This window comes from Povalibacter uvarum (assembly GCF_014202975.1).
In the GTDB taxonomy this organism is placed as follows: Bacteria; Pseudomonadota; Gammaproteobacteria; order Steroidobacterales; family Steroidobacteraceae; genus Steroidobacter; species Steroidobacter uvarum.
The window spans coordinates 941,693-957,195 of sequence record NZ_JACHHZ010000003.1; the positions used below are offsets into that span (position 1 = coordinate 941,693).

15 protein-coding genes are annotated in these 15,503 nt (G+C 62.9%); 10 read left to right on the plus strand and 5 right to left on the minus strand.

Features of this window, described 5'->3' with window-relative positions; genetic code table 11:
* The first annotated feature begins 60 nt into the window (after positions 1-60).
* The 9 genes from leuS to HNQ60_RS15585 all read left to right on the plus strand — a co-directional run bounded on the left by leuS (position 61) and on the right by HNQ60_RS15585 (position 10,591).
* The gene (leuS, locus tag HNQ60_RS15545) at positions 61-2,667 is read left to right on the plus strand and encodes a leucine--tRNA ligase (protein ID WP_184333373.1); all 2,607 of its coding nucleotides are present in this window, start codon (positions 61-63) and stop codon (positions 2,665-2,667) included.
* Positions 2,668-2,726: 59 nt separating this feature from the next.
* A complete protein-coding gene (locus HNQ60_RS15550; protein ID WP_184333375.1) occupies positions 2,727-3,344 on the plus strand; it encodes an HAD family hydrolase in 618 nt (205 codons plus the stop codon).
* Between the two features lie 278 nt (positions 3,345-3,622).
* Positions 3,623-4,399: a class II aldolase/adducin family protein gene (locus HNQ60_RS15555; RefSeq protein ID WP_184333377.1), complete on the plus strand. Its 777-nt coding sequence runs from the start codon at positions 3,623-3,625 to the stop codon at positions 4,397-4,399.
* A 104-nt stretch (positions 4,400-4,503) separates the two neighbouring features.
* Positions 4,504-4,995, plus strand: a complete 492-nt coding sequence (locus HNQ60_RS15560; protein WP_184333379.1) for an LPS-assembly lipoprotein LptE — start codon at positions 4,504-4,506, stop codon at positions 4,993-4,995.
* Positions 4,992-5,474 (plus strand): hypothetical protein, encoded by a 483-nt coding sequence (locus tag HNQ60_RS15565; RefSeq protein WP_322096873.1) that lies wholly within the window; start codon positions 4,992-4,994, stop codon positions 5,472-5,474. Before HNQ60_RS15560 ends, HNQ60_RS15565 begins: the two co-directional genes overlap by 4 nt.
* A gap of 130 nt (positions 5,475-5,604) precedes the next feature.
* A complete protein-coding gene (locus HNQ60_RS15570) occupies positions 5,605-7,860 on the plus strand; it encodes a PAS domain-containing sensor histidine kinase (RefSeq protein ID WP_184333381.1) in 2,256 nt (751 codons plus the stop codon).
* The gene (locus HNQ60_RS15575) at positions 7,857-8,537 is read left to right on the plus strand and encodes a response regulator (protein ID WP_184333383.1); all 681 of its coding nucleotides are present in this window, start codon (positions 7,857-7,859) and stop codon (positions 8,535-8,537) included. Before HNQ60_RS15570 ends, HNQ60_RS15575 begins: the two co-directional genes overlap by 4 nt.
* A gap of 205 nt (positions 8,538-8,742) precedes the next feature.
* A complete protein-coding gene (locus HNQ60_RS15580) occupies positions 8,743-9,114 on the plus strand; it encodes a response regulator transcription factor (protein ID WP_184333385.1) in 372 nt (123 codons plus the stop codon).
* The gene (locus HNQ60_RS15585) at positions 9,107-10,591 is read left to right on the plus strand and encodes a sensor histidine kinase (RefSeq protein WP_184333387.1); all 1,485 of its coding nucleotides are present in this window, start codon (positions 9,107-9,109) and stop codon (positions 10,589-10,591) included. The genes HNQ60_RS15580 and HNQ60_RS15585 overlap by 8 nt, the downstream gene beginning before the upstream one ends.
* Here HNQ60_RS15585 and pip read toward each other — a convergent pair.
* From pip to pth2, 3 genes are all read right to left on the minus strand, one after another.
* Positions 10,578-11,648, minus strand: coding sequence for a prolyl aminopeptidase (gene pip, locus HNQ60_RS15590; RefSeq protein WP_184333389.1), 1,071 nt, complete (start codon positions 11,646-11,648; stop codon positions 10,578-10,580). The two genes, HNQ60_RS15585 and pip, sit on opposite strands and share 14 nt — an antisense overlap.
* Before the next feature lie 77 nt (positions 11,649-11,725).
* Positions 11,726-12,121: a DUF1761 domain-containing protein gene (locus HNQ60_RS15595; protein WP_184333391.1), complete on the minus strand. Its 396-nt coding sequence runs from the start codon at positions 12,119-12,121 to the stop codon at positions 11,726-11,728.
* 33 nt (positions 12,122-12,154) lie between these two features.
* Positions 12,155-12,496, minus strand: a complete 342-nt coding sequence (gene pth2, locus HNQ60_RS15600) for a peptidyl-tRNA hydrolase Pth2 (RefSeq protein ID WP_221304218.1) — start codon at positions 12,494-12,496, stop codon at positions 12,155-12,157.
* Between the two features lie 76 nt (positions 12,497-12,572).
* Here pth2 and HNQ60_RS15605 point away from each other — a divergent pair, with 76 nt between their 5' ends.
* Positions 12,573-12,791, plus strand: a complete 219-nt coding sequence (locus tag HNQ60_RS15605) for an amphi-Trp domain-containing protein (RefSeq protein ID WP_184333395.1) — start codon at positions 12,573-12,575, stop codon at positions 12,789-12,791.
* Between the two features lie 90 nt (positions 12,792-12,881).
* Here the strand turns inward: HNQ60_RS15605 and HNQ60_RS15610 are convergent, their stop codons facing one another.
* Positions 12,882-13,712, minus strand: coding sequence for a copper resistance protein B (locus tag HNQ60_RS15610; RefSeq protein ID WP_184333397.1), 831 nt, complete (start codon positions 13,710-13,712; stop codon positions 12,882-12,884).
* Positions 13,709-15,400 (minus strand): copper resistance system multicopper oxidase, encoded by a 1,692-nt coding sequence (locus tag HNQ60_RS15615; protein ID WP_184333399.1) that lies wholly within the window; start codon positions 15,398-15,400, stop codon positions 13,709-13,711. Before HNQ60_RS15615 ends, HNQ60_RS15610 begins: the two co-directional genes overlap by 4 nt.
* Positions 15,401-15,503: the final 103 nt, after the last annotated feature.

A 15,503-nucleotide genomic window follows, 5' to 3' on the forward strand; every position in this document is an offset into this window, starting at 1 on the left:
CAACCGCTAACCGCTTCTCCCTGCTATCCTTCAAATCCCTGATTCGCAGACTTTTTCCGCATGCACGAACGTTACGATCCTGCGGCCGTGGAGGCGCAGGCCAGAGCCCATTGGGAAGCGGCTGACGCATTTGCTGCGAGCGAGGACCCCTCGCGTCCCAAGTACTACTGCCTTTGCATGTTTCCGTACCCCAGCGGACGGCTGCACATGGGGCACGTGCGCAACTACACGATCGGCGACGTGCTCTCGCGCTTCATGCGCAAGCAGGGCTACAACGTGCTGCAGCCGATGGGCTGGGACGCATTCGGCCTGCCGGCTGAAAATGCCGCGATGGCGAATGGCGTGCCGCCGGCCAAGTGGACGTACGACAACATCGCGTACATGAAGCGCCAGCTGCAGTCGCTGGGTTTCGCGCTCGACTGGAAGCGCGAGCTCGCGACCTGCCAGCCCGAGTATTACCGCTGGAATCAGTGGCTCTTCCTGCGGATGCTCGAAAAGGGCATCGCCTACAAGAAGACCGGCGTCGTGAATTGGGACCCGGTCGATCAGACCGTGCTCGCCAACGAGCAGGTGATCGACGGTCGCGGCTGGCGCACCGGCGCGCCTGTGGAGAAGCGCGAGATCCCGATGTATTACCTGCGGATCACGGACTACTCGCAGGATCTGCTCGATGCGCTCGACACGCTCACCGACTGGCCGGAGCGCGTGCGTACGATGCAGGCGAACTGGATCGGCAAGAGCGAAGGCGTGCGCGTCGGATTCCCGTACGAGCTCGAGGACGAGCATCACACGCTGAATGTCTTCACGACGCGTGCGGATACGCTCATGGGCGTCACGTTCTGCGCTGTAGCGGCCGAACACGCGCTTGCGACTTACGCGGCCCGCGACAATGACAAGCTCGCCGCCTTCATCGAAGAATGCAAGAAAGGCACCGCGCAGGAAGCCGAGATGGCCGTCATGGAAAAGAAGGGCATGCCCACCGGGCTCTTCGTCCTGCACCCGCTGACGGGCCAAAAGATTCCGGTGTGGGTCGGCAACTACGTGCTCATGACCTACGGCGAAGGCGCCGTGATGGGCGTGCCTGCTCACGACGAGCGCGATTTCGAGTTCGCGAAGAAGTACGGCCTGCCGATCGCGCAGGTGATCGCGGAAGACGCCAACGTCTACTCGACTGACCAGTGGGCTGAGTGGTACAGCACGAAAGAAGGCATCTGCATCAACTCCGGCAAGTACGACGGCCTGGGCTATCAGCATGCGATCGATGCCATTGCGGCCGATCTGTCGGCGCTGGGGCTCGGCCACAAACAGGTGCAATGGCGCCTGCGCGACTGGGGTATTTCCAGACAGCGCTACTGGGGCTGCCCGATTCCGCTGATTCATTGCCCGAAGTGCGGCGATGTGCCCGTGCCGGACAAGGATCTTCCCGTCGTGCTGCCCGAGGGCCTCGTGCCCGACGGCAGCGGCAATCCGCTCGGCAAGCTGGCTTCGTTCTACGAGTGCAAATGTCCGAGGTGCGGTGCCGACGCGCGCCGCGAAACCGACACGATGGACACGTTCGTCGACTCGTCCTGGTATTTCATGCGTTTCGCCTGCCCGGACAACGCGAACGCGATGGTCGATGAGCGCGCCAACTACTGGATGCCCGTCGATCAATACATCGGCGGCATCGAACACGCGATCCTGCACCTGCTGTACTCGCGCTTCTGGACGCGCGTGATGAATGACCTCGGGCTGGTGAAGGAACGCGAGCCGTTCCGGCGCCTGCTGACGCAGGGCATGGTGCTGAACGACATCTATTCGCGGAAGACGGGCGAAGGGCGCATCCAGTACTTCAATCCCGCCGATGTCGACGTGCAGTTCGACGCGAAGGGCACGCGCCTCGGCGCGACGCTGCGCGCCGATGGAAAGCCCGTGGAATGGGAAGGCATGCGCACGATGTCGAAGTCGAAGAACAACGGCGTCGACCCGCAGGCTCTCGTCGGCGAATACGGCGCCGACAGCATCCGTCTCTTCATGATGTTCAAGGCACCGCCAGAAGACACCCTCGAGTGGTCGGATGACGGTGTCGAGGGCGCCTCACGCTTCATGCGCAAGCTCTGGCGCGTCGTATACGAACACGTATCCGCCGGGCCTCTGGCCAGCAGCCAGCCGCCAGCAGCCAGCAGCCTGACCTCCGCTCAACGCGATCTCCGCCGCGCCGCCCACGCGACCCTGGTGAAGGTCACCGACGATCTCGGCCGCCGCCGTATCTTCAACACCGCGATCGCCGCGGTGATGGAGCTGATGAATACGCTGGGCAAATTCGAGGACACAACGGATCAGGGCCGCACCGTCGTGCGGGAAACGCTCGAGCTGGTCGTTCAGATGCTTTCGCCGATCGTTCCCCACGCGACGCATGTGTTGTGGGAAACGCTCGGCCACACGGATTCGCTCATGGATCGCGCGTGGCCGAAGCCAGATCCCGAAGCGCTCGTGCAGGACAGCATTCAGGTGGTCGTGCAAGTGAACGGCAAACTTCGCAGCCATATCAACGTGGCCGCGAGCGCTGATGAAACGCAGATCCGCGAAACGGCGCTGGCGGATCCTGTCGTGCAGCGGTGGATGGAAGGCAAGCCGGCGAAGAAGGTGATCGTGGTGAAGGGGAAGCTGGTGAATGTTGTCGTGTGAGAAGAAGCGAGCCAGCTACGAGCGATGAGCTGGTAGCCAGAAACTAGAGAGAAGAGCAGATGCCGGAGGGGGCGAGCGTCAGGGTTGTCTTGTTCGATCTCGGCGGTGTGCTCGTCGAATTGAACGGCGTGGCGCCGATGCTCCGGTGGCTGGGATACCGGATGCCGACCGAAGATCTCTGGCGCAAGTGGCTGCATTCGCCGAGTGTGCGCAGCTTCGAAACGGGGCGGATCGAGGGGCCGGAGTTCGCGCGGCAGCTCATCGAGGAGTTCGACATCCGCGTCGATGAGCATGAGTTTCTGAAGGCGTTCACGAGCTGGCCGACGGGTCTGTTTCCCGGGGCACTCGAGCTGGTTGCGCAGATCCCGCGCCGCTATGTGCGTGCCGTTCTGTCGAACACGAATGAGCTGCACTGGCCGCGCGTCCGCGACGAGATGGAAATCGGCGGCGCCTTCGATCACTACTTCGTTTCCCACCTGACCGGCCGCATCAAGCCCGATGCCGCGGCGTTCGAGCATGTCGTCGAGTCGCTGCAATGCCAACCCGCGGAAGTCCTGTTCCTCGACGACAACCTGCTCAACGTGGAGGCCGCCCGGAAAGTCGGGATGGAGGCCCTGGTCGTCAGGGGTGCGCAGGAGGCGGAACGGGCGCTGCGGGATGCCCGAGTGCTGGGGTGAAACTCCCCGGAAAACAAGTCTGGAGCAGGGCTCTTGTTGTGGGTCCGACTTTAGTCGGACGTCATCGCGCTAGCGATCCGGGACCTTCGGCCTGACGTCCGGCTAAAGCCGGATTCACAACAAGAGGAGGCTCAACGAAGGGGGCGCTGCCCGGCCTTTTCATTTCCCGACAGCAGTTGCCGCTCCCGCCCGCTTGTCCGGCCCCGCCATCGGCGCTAGGTTAGTGTTTCGAAAGTCCGGTTTCGGACCGTCTAGCGATTTCATGCCCGGGGGTTCCCATGCAAATGCGCGTCGTCGACAACACGGTTTCCAACATCCGCGACAAAGTGTCCGCCGAAGAATGGGCGGTTCGCGTCGACCTGGCGGCCTGCTACCGGCTCGTCGGTTACTACGGCTGGGATGACCTCGTGTTCACGCACATCTCGGCGCGCGTGCCGGGGACGCACGACTTCCTGATCAATCCCTACGGATTGATGTTCGACGAAATGACTGCGTCGAACCTCGTGCGCGTCGACCTGAGCGGCAAGAAGACGCTGGACAGCCCCTACGAGATCAATCCGGCCGGCTACACGATCCACAGCGCCATTCACGAGGCGCGCGAGGATGCCGGTTGCGTCCTGCATCTCCACACGATGGAGGGCGTCGCCGTGTCCTGCCAGAAGGCGGGTGTGCTGCCGATCTCGCAACAGGCGAGCATCGTCGTGCAGTCGCTGTCGTATCACGACTACGAAGGTATCGCGCTCAACCCGGAAGAGAAGGTGCGCCTCCAGGCGAACCTCGGCGATACCCGTCATCTCATGCTGCGCAACCACGGCCTGCTGACCGTCGGCCGGACCGTCCCCGACGCCTTCCTGGCCATGTTCACCTTCCAGCGCGCATGTGAGATCCAGGTGCTGGCCCAGGGTCATGGCGCAGAGCTGATCCAGATCCCTCAGTCGGTGCTCGATACCGTTCCTGGTTACACCAAGGCCGTCATGCGCGGTGCAGGGAGTGCGCTGACGTGGCCCGCTCTGCTGCGCCGGATGGACAAGGTGGACCCGGGCTATCGCAACTGACGATCGCGGTCGCGATCGTCATCCCCGCGAAAGCGGGGATCCCTCCGGCGGAGGGACGTGTATCCCCTATACTCCCTCGTGATACCTCACGAGGACTGCCCCTGATGTCGCTTTCCCGGCGCGCCCTGGCGCTTGCTGCCGTCTTCTGCTTGCTGGCCACCGGTTGCGGCTGGCGCATGCAAGGCACCGCCCGCCTGCCCGAAGTCATGTCCGCGACGTACGTCGAGACCACTGACCGGTACACGGATTTCAACCGCATGCTGCGCGAAAGCCTCGAAGCCTCGGGCGCGCGGGTCGTGAACGACCGTGTCCAGGCGAGCGCGATCGTCCGCATCCGCAAGGACAACAGCGGCCAGCGCGTACTCTCGGTTTCGGCGCGCAACACGCCCGAGGAATACGAAGTCTTCTACGCCATCGAGTACTCCGTCGAGAGCCCAACGGGCGAGTTGCTGGCTCCCCAGCAGCTCGAGCTCACCCGGGACTACAGCTACGACACGACGGCCGTCCTGGCGAAGCAGCGTGAGCAATCGATGCTCAGGGAAGCGCTGGCGCGGGATCTGGCGGGGCTGGTGGTGAGGCGACTGGCGTCGTTGTGATCCTCCTACAGGACCGCAACCTGTCCGACATCACGCTCGTCCTCGATCGCTACGGCCTTGAATTAGTCCAGCTCGCATCCGCCACCGAGATTCCTGGTTCCTACTGGGGTGAGAGCGAAGCGGGGCTGATCGGCAACAGGCTCTATGTTCGACTCGACACGCCGCTGCATTCATTGCTGCATGAAGCGTGTCACTTCATCTGCATGGACGAGGCGCGACGGACCGGGTTGAACAAGGACGCGGGCGGAGACTACGACGAAGAGAATGCCGTCTGCTATCTGCAGATCGTGCTGGCCGACTATCTGCCGCGGTTTGACAGGAAGCAGATGTGGGCCGACATGGACGCCTGGGGTTACACGTTTCGCCTCGGTTCTGCGCGCGCATGGTTCGAAGGCGATGCGCAGGACACGCACGAATGGCTGATGGCGCACGGCCTCATCGATCGAGAGGGTCGACCGACCTGGCGATGCCGGTACTGAGCGGTATCGGGATTTCCTAAGCCCTTTGCATCGTCAACGTCCATTGCGTAGAGCCGCTATATTCCCAGGCCTTCCGCGCTAGTGTAATCCGGCACATACTGGATAGAAGTCCTCCGCCAATGAAGAGGGCATGATGGGCATTCGCGGAACGAGCGGAACGAATGATCCCGAACGACCGGAAGGGCGCCACGCCATCGACGTCGGCCATGCGGGCGTGCGCAAGATCATCGACACGACGTGCGATGGCGTGTGGGTGTTCGATACGAAGGGACGCACGACCTATGTGAGCCGGCGAATGGCCGAGATGCTCGGCTCCACGCCCGATGAGTTGATCGGGGCGAAGCTGCAGGAGTTCCTGGATCCGGAGGATCGGGCGGCCGCGGAGAGAGATCTGCACGGCTGGCTTACGAAGCAGGCCGGCGCCAACTACCAGCATCTGCTACGCCGCGACGGCAAGGATCTGTGGACGCGCGTCGCGTCCAATCCCATCGAGAACGAGTACCACTCGATCGTCGGGCTGCTCGGGATGTTCACGGACATCACCGAAAGGCGCAGCATGGAGCAGGCGCTGCAACGCGCGGAAACGGAATTCCGCATCGTGTTCGATGCATCCGCGGTCGGCATCGTCGTGGTCGACCGGCAGGGCTACGCCGTCATGGCGAATGCGGCGCTGCTCAACATGCTCGGCTACCGGCGTGAAGAGATCACGAACGTTTCGTTCGAGCACGTCACGCATCCGGACGACCTTGGGGAAGATCGACGCCTCTACACCGCATTGATGCGAGGAGAGATCGACAGCTTCCGCCGCGAGAAGCGTTACGTGACCCGCAGCGGCAAGGTGCTCTGGGTGCACGTCAATGCTTCGCTCGTGCGCAGCACCGATGGCATCCCGCAGTACGCGATCAGCATGATCGAGGACGTCACCGAGCGGGTGAAAGCGGAGCGCGCCCTGCATCACAGCGAGACCCAGTTGCGGCTCGCGCTCGACGCGGCCCGGATGGTGATCTGGAGCTGGGACGTGCCGACGCACCGGCTCGAATGGTCCGACAACCTGCACCGCGTGTTCGACCTGCCATTCGAACGCACGCCGACGACGCTGCAGGAGGTAATCGACACCGTGGCGCCCGAAGACCGCGAGCGCGTGCGGAAAGAAATGAATGCGGCAGTCGAGAATGCCGATTTCGAGTTCGTGTCGGAATATCGCGTGATCATGGATAACGGCGAGACGCGCTGGTTCGAAGCGCGCGGCGAAGTGGAGCGCGATGGTGCCGGCAAGGCGCTCTGCATGCGAGGCACGGCAGTCGACGTCACTGCGAGAAAGTCCGCGGAAGTGGCGCTGCGAGCGAGCGAGGAACGCTTTCGCACGCTGGCCGATGCAGCCTTCGAAGGCATCGCGATCAGCGACGAAGGCAAGCTCGTGGATCTGAACAACCGGATGCTGTCGCTGCTGGACGTGCAGCGCGACGATGTGATCGGCCGCAACATAGCTCCGTGGTTCGCGAACGAATCGACTTCCGAAGTCCAGCGTCGGATTCGCGAGGGCGACACCGGGATGTACGAAGCGACGCTGCTTCGTCGCGATGGCCGACCGGTCCAGGTCGAGATCCAGGCACGCTACTTCCAGGCCGATCAAGGACGGACATTGCGAGTGGCCGCGGTGCGTGACGTGTCGGCTCGCCGGCTGGCGGCTGAGTTGTTGCAGCAGTCGCAGGAGCGGGAGTTGCGTGCGAGGGAGGATTTCTCCCGGCATCTGCTCAATGCCCAGGAGCAGGAACGCCAGCGGCTGGCGGGCGAGTTGCACGACGGGCTGGGCCAGAACCTGTCGTTGATTCGCAATCGCATGCATCTCGCGCTCGAGACCGCGAATCTCGATCCAGAGGTGGCGGAACACCTGCAGGCAGTCGCACAGATCGCGTCGGATTGTGTGGCGGAGGTGCGCAGCCTCGCGCAGAATCTGCGCCCTGTGCAGATCGAGCAGCTCGGCCTGACCGAATCGCTGAGCAGCCTGGTCGAGCGGGTGCGCGATTCGAGCACGACCGAGATCGAATGCCGGATCGAGGATGTGGACGACACGCTGCCGCCCGATGCGGCGACGCACCTGTATCGGATCTGCCAGGAGGCGCTGAACAATGTCCTGCGACACGCGAATGCCCAGCACTCGAGTCTCACGCTCGTGCGCGACGTCGGTATCCTGCATCTCGATGTCAGGGATGACGGTGTCGGTTTCGACGTCCGGACAGCCAGCGGCGCCGGCGGACTGGGGCTCACCAGCATTCGCGAACGCGCCCAGATCCTCGGCGGCAACCTCGAAGTGCACAGCCTGCCCGGCAAGGGCACGCACCTGCAGGTCCGCATTCCCTTCACAGAGCCCGCGGAGCGCCATTGAAAGACCGCAATCACTCATCGCCCACCCGCGTCGTCATCGTCGACGACCATCCGCTCTTCCGGCAGGGACTGCGACAGGTGATTCAGTCGGATGACAGATTCGAATTGCTCGGGGAGGCCGACAACGGCGCAGCGGCTGAGAAACTGATCACGCAACTGCGTCCCGACCTGGCGGTGCTGGATGTGAACCTGCCCGACACGACCGGGCTGGATATCGCTGAGACCCTGCGCAAGGAAGGCATCGCCACGCGCTTCGTCATCCTCACGATGCTCAAGGATGAACAGGCCTTCAATCGCGCGATGAACATCGGCGTCGACGGCTATGTGCTCAAGGAAAACGCGGGCTCGGAGATCGTCAACTGCCTCGTCTCGGTCGCGAGCGGGCAGGCGTATGTCAGTCCTTCACTGACAGGATTTCTTCTTCGCCGGCGCGGAAGGGCCGACGCACTCGCATCACACCGCCCAGGCCTTGCGGATCTGACGACAGCAGAGAAACGCATTCTCAAGCGCATCGCGGAAAAGAAGACCTCGCGGGAAATCGCCCTGGAACTCAAGGTAAGCCCGCGCACCGTCGAGACCCACCGCACCAACATCTGCACGAAGCTTTCTCTCAAAGGCAGTAACTCGCTACTGCAATTCGCGCTGGAGAATCGCGAAGCGCTCAGCTCGCTGGCATAAATGAGCTGCCTTCCTCTTTTCTCGCCAACCGCCAACCGCTTGCCTCCGTCTACGTAGTCCTACGCATCGCAGCTACGCATCCCTTCTTACTGAAGATTGCGTGTCCTTCGTTATTTATCCGCGAGCCGCTTTGCTTGAAAGTACGCGTCACATGGCGGCTGCCCGTTCGGGCGGTCTTCTCTGGCACGACAACCAAGCTGGGCCGATGAAAGTACTGATCATCGACGATCACGCGCCGACACGTGCGCTCATTTCGACTTGGATCCGCAGTCTCGCCACCGAGGTGCGCGAGATTTCCAACGGTCGCGATGGTCTGTCGGTCTGCGCGACGTTCAAGCCGGACATCGTCACGCTCGATCTGCGCATGCGCCTCATGGACGGCTTCGACACGCTGCAGGCGTTGCGTGCTCAGTACCCCGACCTGCACGTCGTCATCGTCACACAAGCGGACTTCCCGGACCTGCGCCGTAAAGCCGCCGAGCTGGGCGCTGCGTTCTTCATCCCGAAGGATGAGCTGCGGATGCTGCGCTGGTATCTCGAGCGTGAGCTTCAACGCCGGAGTGCGAGCGTTGGATAACCCGACGCTCTCGTCGACGGTGCAGCACGATGCGAAGGCGATGCCGCGACGGCGTCGCTGGCGCAATGCGTCGCCTCGCAGCTTCAGTGACACCGGTGCCCACACCGCGGCCGAATTGCGGATGAACACCGAAGTCAGCCTGGAGGCTGTGCGTCGCGACATCCTTCTGCGCACGTTCGGCTGTCTCGTGCTCGTGTTCTCGCTTTTGCTACCGGTGGCGTTCGTGCGCGACCTCAGCACGAACCCGTGGATGGCCGTCCCGCACGTGGTGCTGTATGCGATCGTCGCGTCGGCCTGGTTGAAGCGACACCAGCTTCGATCGATTACAGTCGCGGGGCTTTTGCTGGCGACGCTCTACTGCGTGGGGACGATCGCCCTGCTGCGCATGGGGATCGCGGGAATCAACTTCCTTTCGTATGCGCTCGTCGTGATCGCGGCTTCCATGATGTTTGGCCTGCGCGCGGGTGCCATGGCGGCAGTGATTTGCACCGGCACATACGCACTGATCGCCATGGCTGCGAACACCGGACTCATCGAGTTCCGCGTCAATGTCGTCGAGTACACGACGAGCCTCAACAACTGGATCCACACCGGCGTTGCATTTGCGGGATTCACGATCATCACGATCGTCATCTCCGGGTCCATGCACACGAAGATCGACAACCTGGTGCGCAGCGAAGTGGCTCGCAGCCAGATGCTGAAGACCAGCAACATCCGGCTCGAAGAAGCGAACAAGCGCCTGCAGGAGCTCAACGAGCAGCTCGAAAGCCGCATCGCCGAACGCACGCGTCGACTGGAAGAGGCGAACCGCGAGCTCGAGAGTTTCTCGTACACGGTGTCGCACGATCTGCGATCGCCGCTGCAGGTCGTCGAAGGGTTCAGCGCGCTGGCATTGCAGGAAGACGGTCCCGCCATGTCAGCCAAAGCGCGCGACTACATGCATCGCATCCAGACGGGCGTGCGTCGCATGCACGACATGATCAATCAGCTGCTCAAATTCTCGCAGCTCGGCAGCGTCGTGACGCATGCCAGCGAGGTGAACCTGAGCCAGATCGCAGAAACGGTGCTGCACGACCTGCGCGTTACGGACCCGACCCGAGTCGTCCATGCCGAAGTCGATTCTTCGATGATCGATGCCGCCGATCCGGAGCTGATCCACAACGTGATCTACAACCTGATGGCAAATGCATGGAAGTTCACCGCGCATAGCGGCGAGGCGCGGATCCGGTTCTTCCGGTACCAGGAGAACGGCCGCTTCGTCTACGCCGTCCGCGACAATGGCGCCGGCTTCGACGCCAATTCTTCGCAGCGCCTGTTCCAGCCTTTCGTCCGGCTGCACGACAAGCGCCTGTTCCAGGGAAGCGGCATTGGTCTCGCCACCGCACGGCGCATCATCGAGCGCCACGGCGGGCGCATCTGGGCGGAGAGCAAGACGGGGCAGGGGGCGACGTTCTTTTTCACGCTCACTTCCCCCTGAACCCATCCGTCGCCTTCACGAGCGCATCGGTGTTCCCGGCCTCGAACGCCGAGTGCCCCGAATCCACTGAGATATGGAACTGCGCCTCCGGCCAGGCGCGATGCAGGGCCCACGCCGTCTGCATCGGACAGACGACGTCGTAGCGGCCCTGCACGATGACAGCAGGGATGTGACGGATCTTCTCGACGTTGCGCAGCAGCTGGTCTTCCGTTTCGAGGAAACCGCGATTCACGAAGTAGTGGCATTCGATCCGGGCCACTGAGATCGCGAAGTCTTCTTCGTTCCACTTGTTCACGTTCTCTTCGTTCACGTGCAGGTAGCTCGTGGCTGCTTCCCACACGGACCAGGCTCGCGCGGCGTTCACGCGAACCTGGCGATCTTCGCTGAGCAATCGCTTGTAGAAGGCCTGGATCAGGTCACCGCGTTCCGCCGGCGGGATCGCGTTGATGTAGTTCTCCCAGCGATCCGGGAAGAGGGCGCTGGCGCCTTCCTGGTAGAACCAGCGCAACTCGAACTGCGTCAGCATGAAGATGCCACGGAGCACGAGCTCAGTGACGCGCTCCGGGTGCGCCTGCGCATACGCCAGGCCGAGCGTTGAGCCCCACGAGCCGCCGAAGACCAGCCAGCGCTCGATGCCGAGCTTCTCGCGCAACGCTTCCATGTCGGAGACGAGATGCCACGTCGTGTTGTCGACGAGGCTCGCGCGAGGTTTGCTGCGACCGCAGCCGCGCTGGTCGAACAGGATGATTCGATAGGCCTCGGGATCGAAGAAGCTGCGTGCGCGCTTGTCGCAGCCGGCGCCCGGCCCGCCGTGCACGAAGATCGCGGGTTTACCCTTCGGGTTGCCGCACTCTTCGTAGTAGATCTCGTGCACGTCCGAAACGCGCAGATAGCCCGTCTTGTACGGTTCGATCGCGGGATACAGTCCGCGTCGTCCCGCAGGCGCTCGCGCCGGGCGCTTCCGCTTCGTCAGCACCGCGTTACGCGCGTGACTACGCTGTTTGCTGGTACCGGTCTTGCGAACCGTGCGGCGGGAGGCTTTGCGTTTCGAGGGCATGCACGAGAACCTTCAGCGGGATGTGCGCCGATTCTTCACGGCTTCGGCGACCGTACGCAAGTCCCGCAGCGGGGTGATCAATGCCACAACCCCAGGACCAGTCCGAACAGCAGGAACTGGACGGTGTGATAGCCGCCGTCGATCAGCCAGAGCTGGAAGCTGCGGTTTGCGAACTGATAGTTGATACCGAAACTGGCTGCGACGAGGCAGGCGCCGGCGAGCAAGCCATGCTTCAGCGCGTGGGGCAGCGGCGGATTTGGGCCCAGCCAGTAGGCGAAGGCCGTCGCCGCAATGAGCGAGAACAGGAAGCTGACGCCGAACACGCGGGCTGGGTGCCCGTCACCCTTCGGCCGCGAATCGTTCGCCAGCCGGTTCCAGGCGTTGCCGAATAGTGCAGGCGAATACCAGAGGCCGCCGAGCATGAACGATGTGATGGCCGCCACGAGAATGGCCCAGAGATTGAGATCGCCCATCGATGTCTCCCGATGTTGTGCTTTTTCGATCCGTTACTTGACCAGCTTCAAGGCGCCCGTCACCCCATCGATCAGCGTCCTTTCGGCCGGGCCGATTCCCAGGCACGTGAGCGTGCCGGGGGCGACGACAGTGTGACCGCCATCGGCGATCAGCGCCACAGGCAGGCCCGCTTCGAGGGCGATACGTTCCAGTTCGATCAATGCCGCGTCCGAGTCGCCGTGGAGCACGATCTTGGGCATGCCATCGTGCAACCACTGCTCCTGGGACTGGGCGGGTGCACGAATGAACGCATCGACGGATGCGTGAGCGACCTGCGCCGCGAGCTTTCCCCGGGGCAGTCGCAGGCTCTCGTTGACGACGATGACTTGTTTCATGAGACTCGCTGCGCATTGAAACCGGCGCGCATCTTCGCGCATTCCGTATCGCCCGCACTACATCGAGAGCAGTTCCATGGCCCGACCCAGAGACATCGAGAAGATTTACTCCAACGCCGAGTTCGTTGCCAAGCTGCGGCGGCTTGCCGACGCGATCGAGCAGGGCGATCGGTTCGAGATCCAGATCGCGGGTGAGCGTATTTACGTTCCTGCCAAGGCGTCCTTCAGCGTCGAGCACGAGCGGTCGGAGGGTGAGGAAGAGATCGAGTTTCAGATCAAGTGGAGCAACGGCTGAGCTAGTCCGTCACTCCCGCGCAAGCGGGAGTCCATGCCTTGATGCAGATGGACTCCCGCCTGCGCGGGAGTGACTGAACTGGGGTGCGGCTCAGAACCAGACCTTCAATCCCGCCACGAACTGCACCTCACTGTCGTCGCGATCCTGCGCTTCGGCAATATCCGCCGTCCCGCCAAACAGCCCTGACCAGTGCACGCCAATGAATGGCGCGAACTCGCGTCGGATCTCATAGCGCAAGCGCAGCGCTGCCTGAACATCGGACAGACCTGAGCCCAGTCCCCGTTCCGGATCGTCCTTCCCGTAGAAGTTGATCTCGAACTGCGGTTGCAGGATCAGGCGCTGCGTGAAGCGCAGATCGTAGCTGCCTTCGGCACGCAACGCAGTCCGGCCTTCCTCGCCGACGTAGGCAGTCGCTTCCAGCTCGATCCAGTATGGCGCGAGTCCTTCGACGCCGAGCGCCGCCCAGGTCCGGGACGGGCCTTCGCCTGAATCGTGGCGCAAGCCAGCCTGCATGTGCCACCAGCGGCTGATCGCGCGATCCCACAGCAATTCCGTCCGCAGATGATCCGCGCCATCCGCGGACTCGCCTTCGGACTTGAGCATCAGCTTGTTGTAGTCACCGCCGTACCACGCCGAGCCTTCCCAGGCGATCGCGTCGCTGCGTTCACGCCATTCGAGCCGGTCGAGTGCGATCGAGCCGAAGGGAGCCGCGTCGTCCATCGCCATGATTTGCGCCATCTCGGCATTCGACATGGGCCCCATGACATGCGACGGCGGATCGGGCGGAACGTGGTCCGACGAAGCTGACGCAGCGGGTTCTCTGGGCGCCGGCTCATGATGCTCATGGTGAGCATGTTCATCCTGCGCCAAAGCCGAACCGAGCGGCAGCAGCGCAAGGGCAAGCAGAGTGTGCCGCTTCATGCCGCACCTCCGTGCTCGACCACGACTTCCCGGAACATGCCGGCTTCCATGTGATAGAGCAGGTGGCAGTGATATGCCCAGCGTCCCAGCGCATCGGCGGTGACCCGATAGCTGACACGCTGCGCCGGTTGCACTGTGACGGTGTGCTTGCGAACCTGGAATTCACCCTGCGGCGATTCGACCTCGCTCCACATCCCATGGAGATGAATCGGATGGTTCATCATCGTGTCGTTGATCAGCACGATGCGCAGGCGCTCGCCGTGACGGAATCGCAGCGGTTCGGCTTCCGAGAACTTCTGGCCGTTGAACGACCACAGGAAGCGCTCCATGTGTCCGGTCAGATGCAGCTCGATCTCGCGTCCCGCTGGGCGCGAATCGATCGGGCCGCCGATCGTGTGCAGATCCGCGTACGTCAGTACGCGCCGTCCGTTGTTGCGCAGGCCAATGCCCGGATCATCGAGGCGGTTGATCGGTGCATCGACGAGCATGTCGACGGCGGGTCCGTACTCAGTGGCCGAGTGCTTCGGCGCACCTGGCATGTCGTGACCAGCATGCGAGCTGTGATCCATCGCACCGCCGGCGCCGTGTCCCATGCCCATGTCCGACATCGCAAGCGGAGAGGGCGCGTCAAGCGTGGGAACTTCTGCGGTCATTCCAGGGCGTGGGGTCAGTGTGCCGCGCGCGTAGCCGGTGCGGTCGAGTGCCTGTGCAAAGATCGTGTAGGCGCGATCGTCGCTCGGTGTGACGATGACGTCGTACGTTTCAGCGGGGCTGATGCGGAATTCGTCGACAGTGACAGGCTCGATGTCCTGACCATCGGCCGCGACGACCTGCATCGAGAGTCCTGGAATGCGCAGATCGAAGAACGTCATCGACGATCCATTGATGACACGCAGCTTCAGGTGCTCACCGCGCTGGAAGGAAGCTGTCCAGTTGGTCGCTGGCGTCGCGCCATTCATCAGGTAGGTGTATGCGTAGCTCGTGACATCGGAAAGATCCGTGGGGTCCATGCGCATCTCGCCCCACATCGCGCGCTCAGCGAGCGTGGACTTCCATCCTTGCCGTCGCGCATCCGCTGCAAGATCGGCCGTCGTGCGTTTGTTGTAGTTGAAGTAGCCGGCGTGCACCTTGAGTTTGCGATAGATGTCTTCCGGATCATGGTCCGTCCAGTCGGACAGCAGCAGGACGTGTTCGCGATCCGCGGCATGGCGCTGCGGATTGCGTGGCTCGACGACGATCGAGCCGTAGAGGCCGAGTTGTTCCTGGAAGCGCGAGTGCGCGTGGTACCAGTACGTGCCGGACTGGTTCACACGAAAGCGATACGTGAACGTCTCGCCCGGCGCGATGCCGTGAAAGCTGATGCCAGGCACGCCATCCATGTCGGCGGGCACGATGAGTCCGTGCCAGTGAATGGAAGTGCGTTCGGCCAGCCGGTTGGTCACGCGGATCGTGACTTCATCCCCTTCGCGCCAGCGCAGTTGCGGCGCCGGCAATTGCCCGTTCACGACAGTCGCGATGCGGCGTTTCCCGGTGAAGTTCGCCGGCAGCTCGCCGATCTCGAGATTGAACTCGGTGCCTGAAAGGACCGCCGGAGCAGAGGCGAGCGCCCTCATGGCGGAAGGAAGGGCAAGGAGCGCGGAACCAGCCGCAATCCCCTGCACGAATCGTCGTCGGGAATGAAAGGTCATTGATCAACTGCCATCGTTGCAACACAAGTGGTGCTGATGCCCAGGCCCTGCCTGCACGGAGTCAGCACGTGTGATTGCGATTCGCGTGCATGCGCGAGATCGC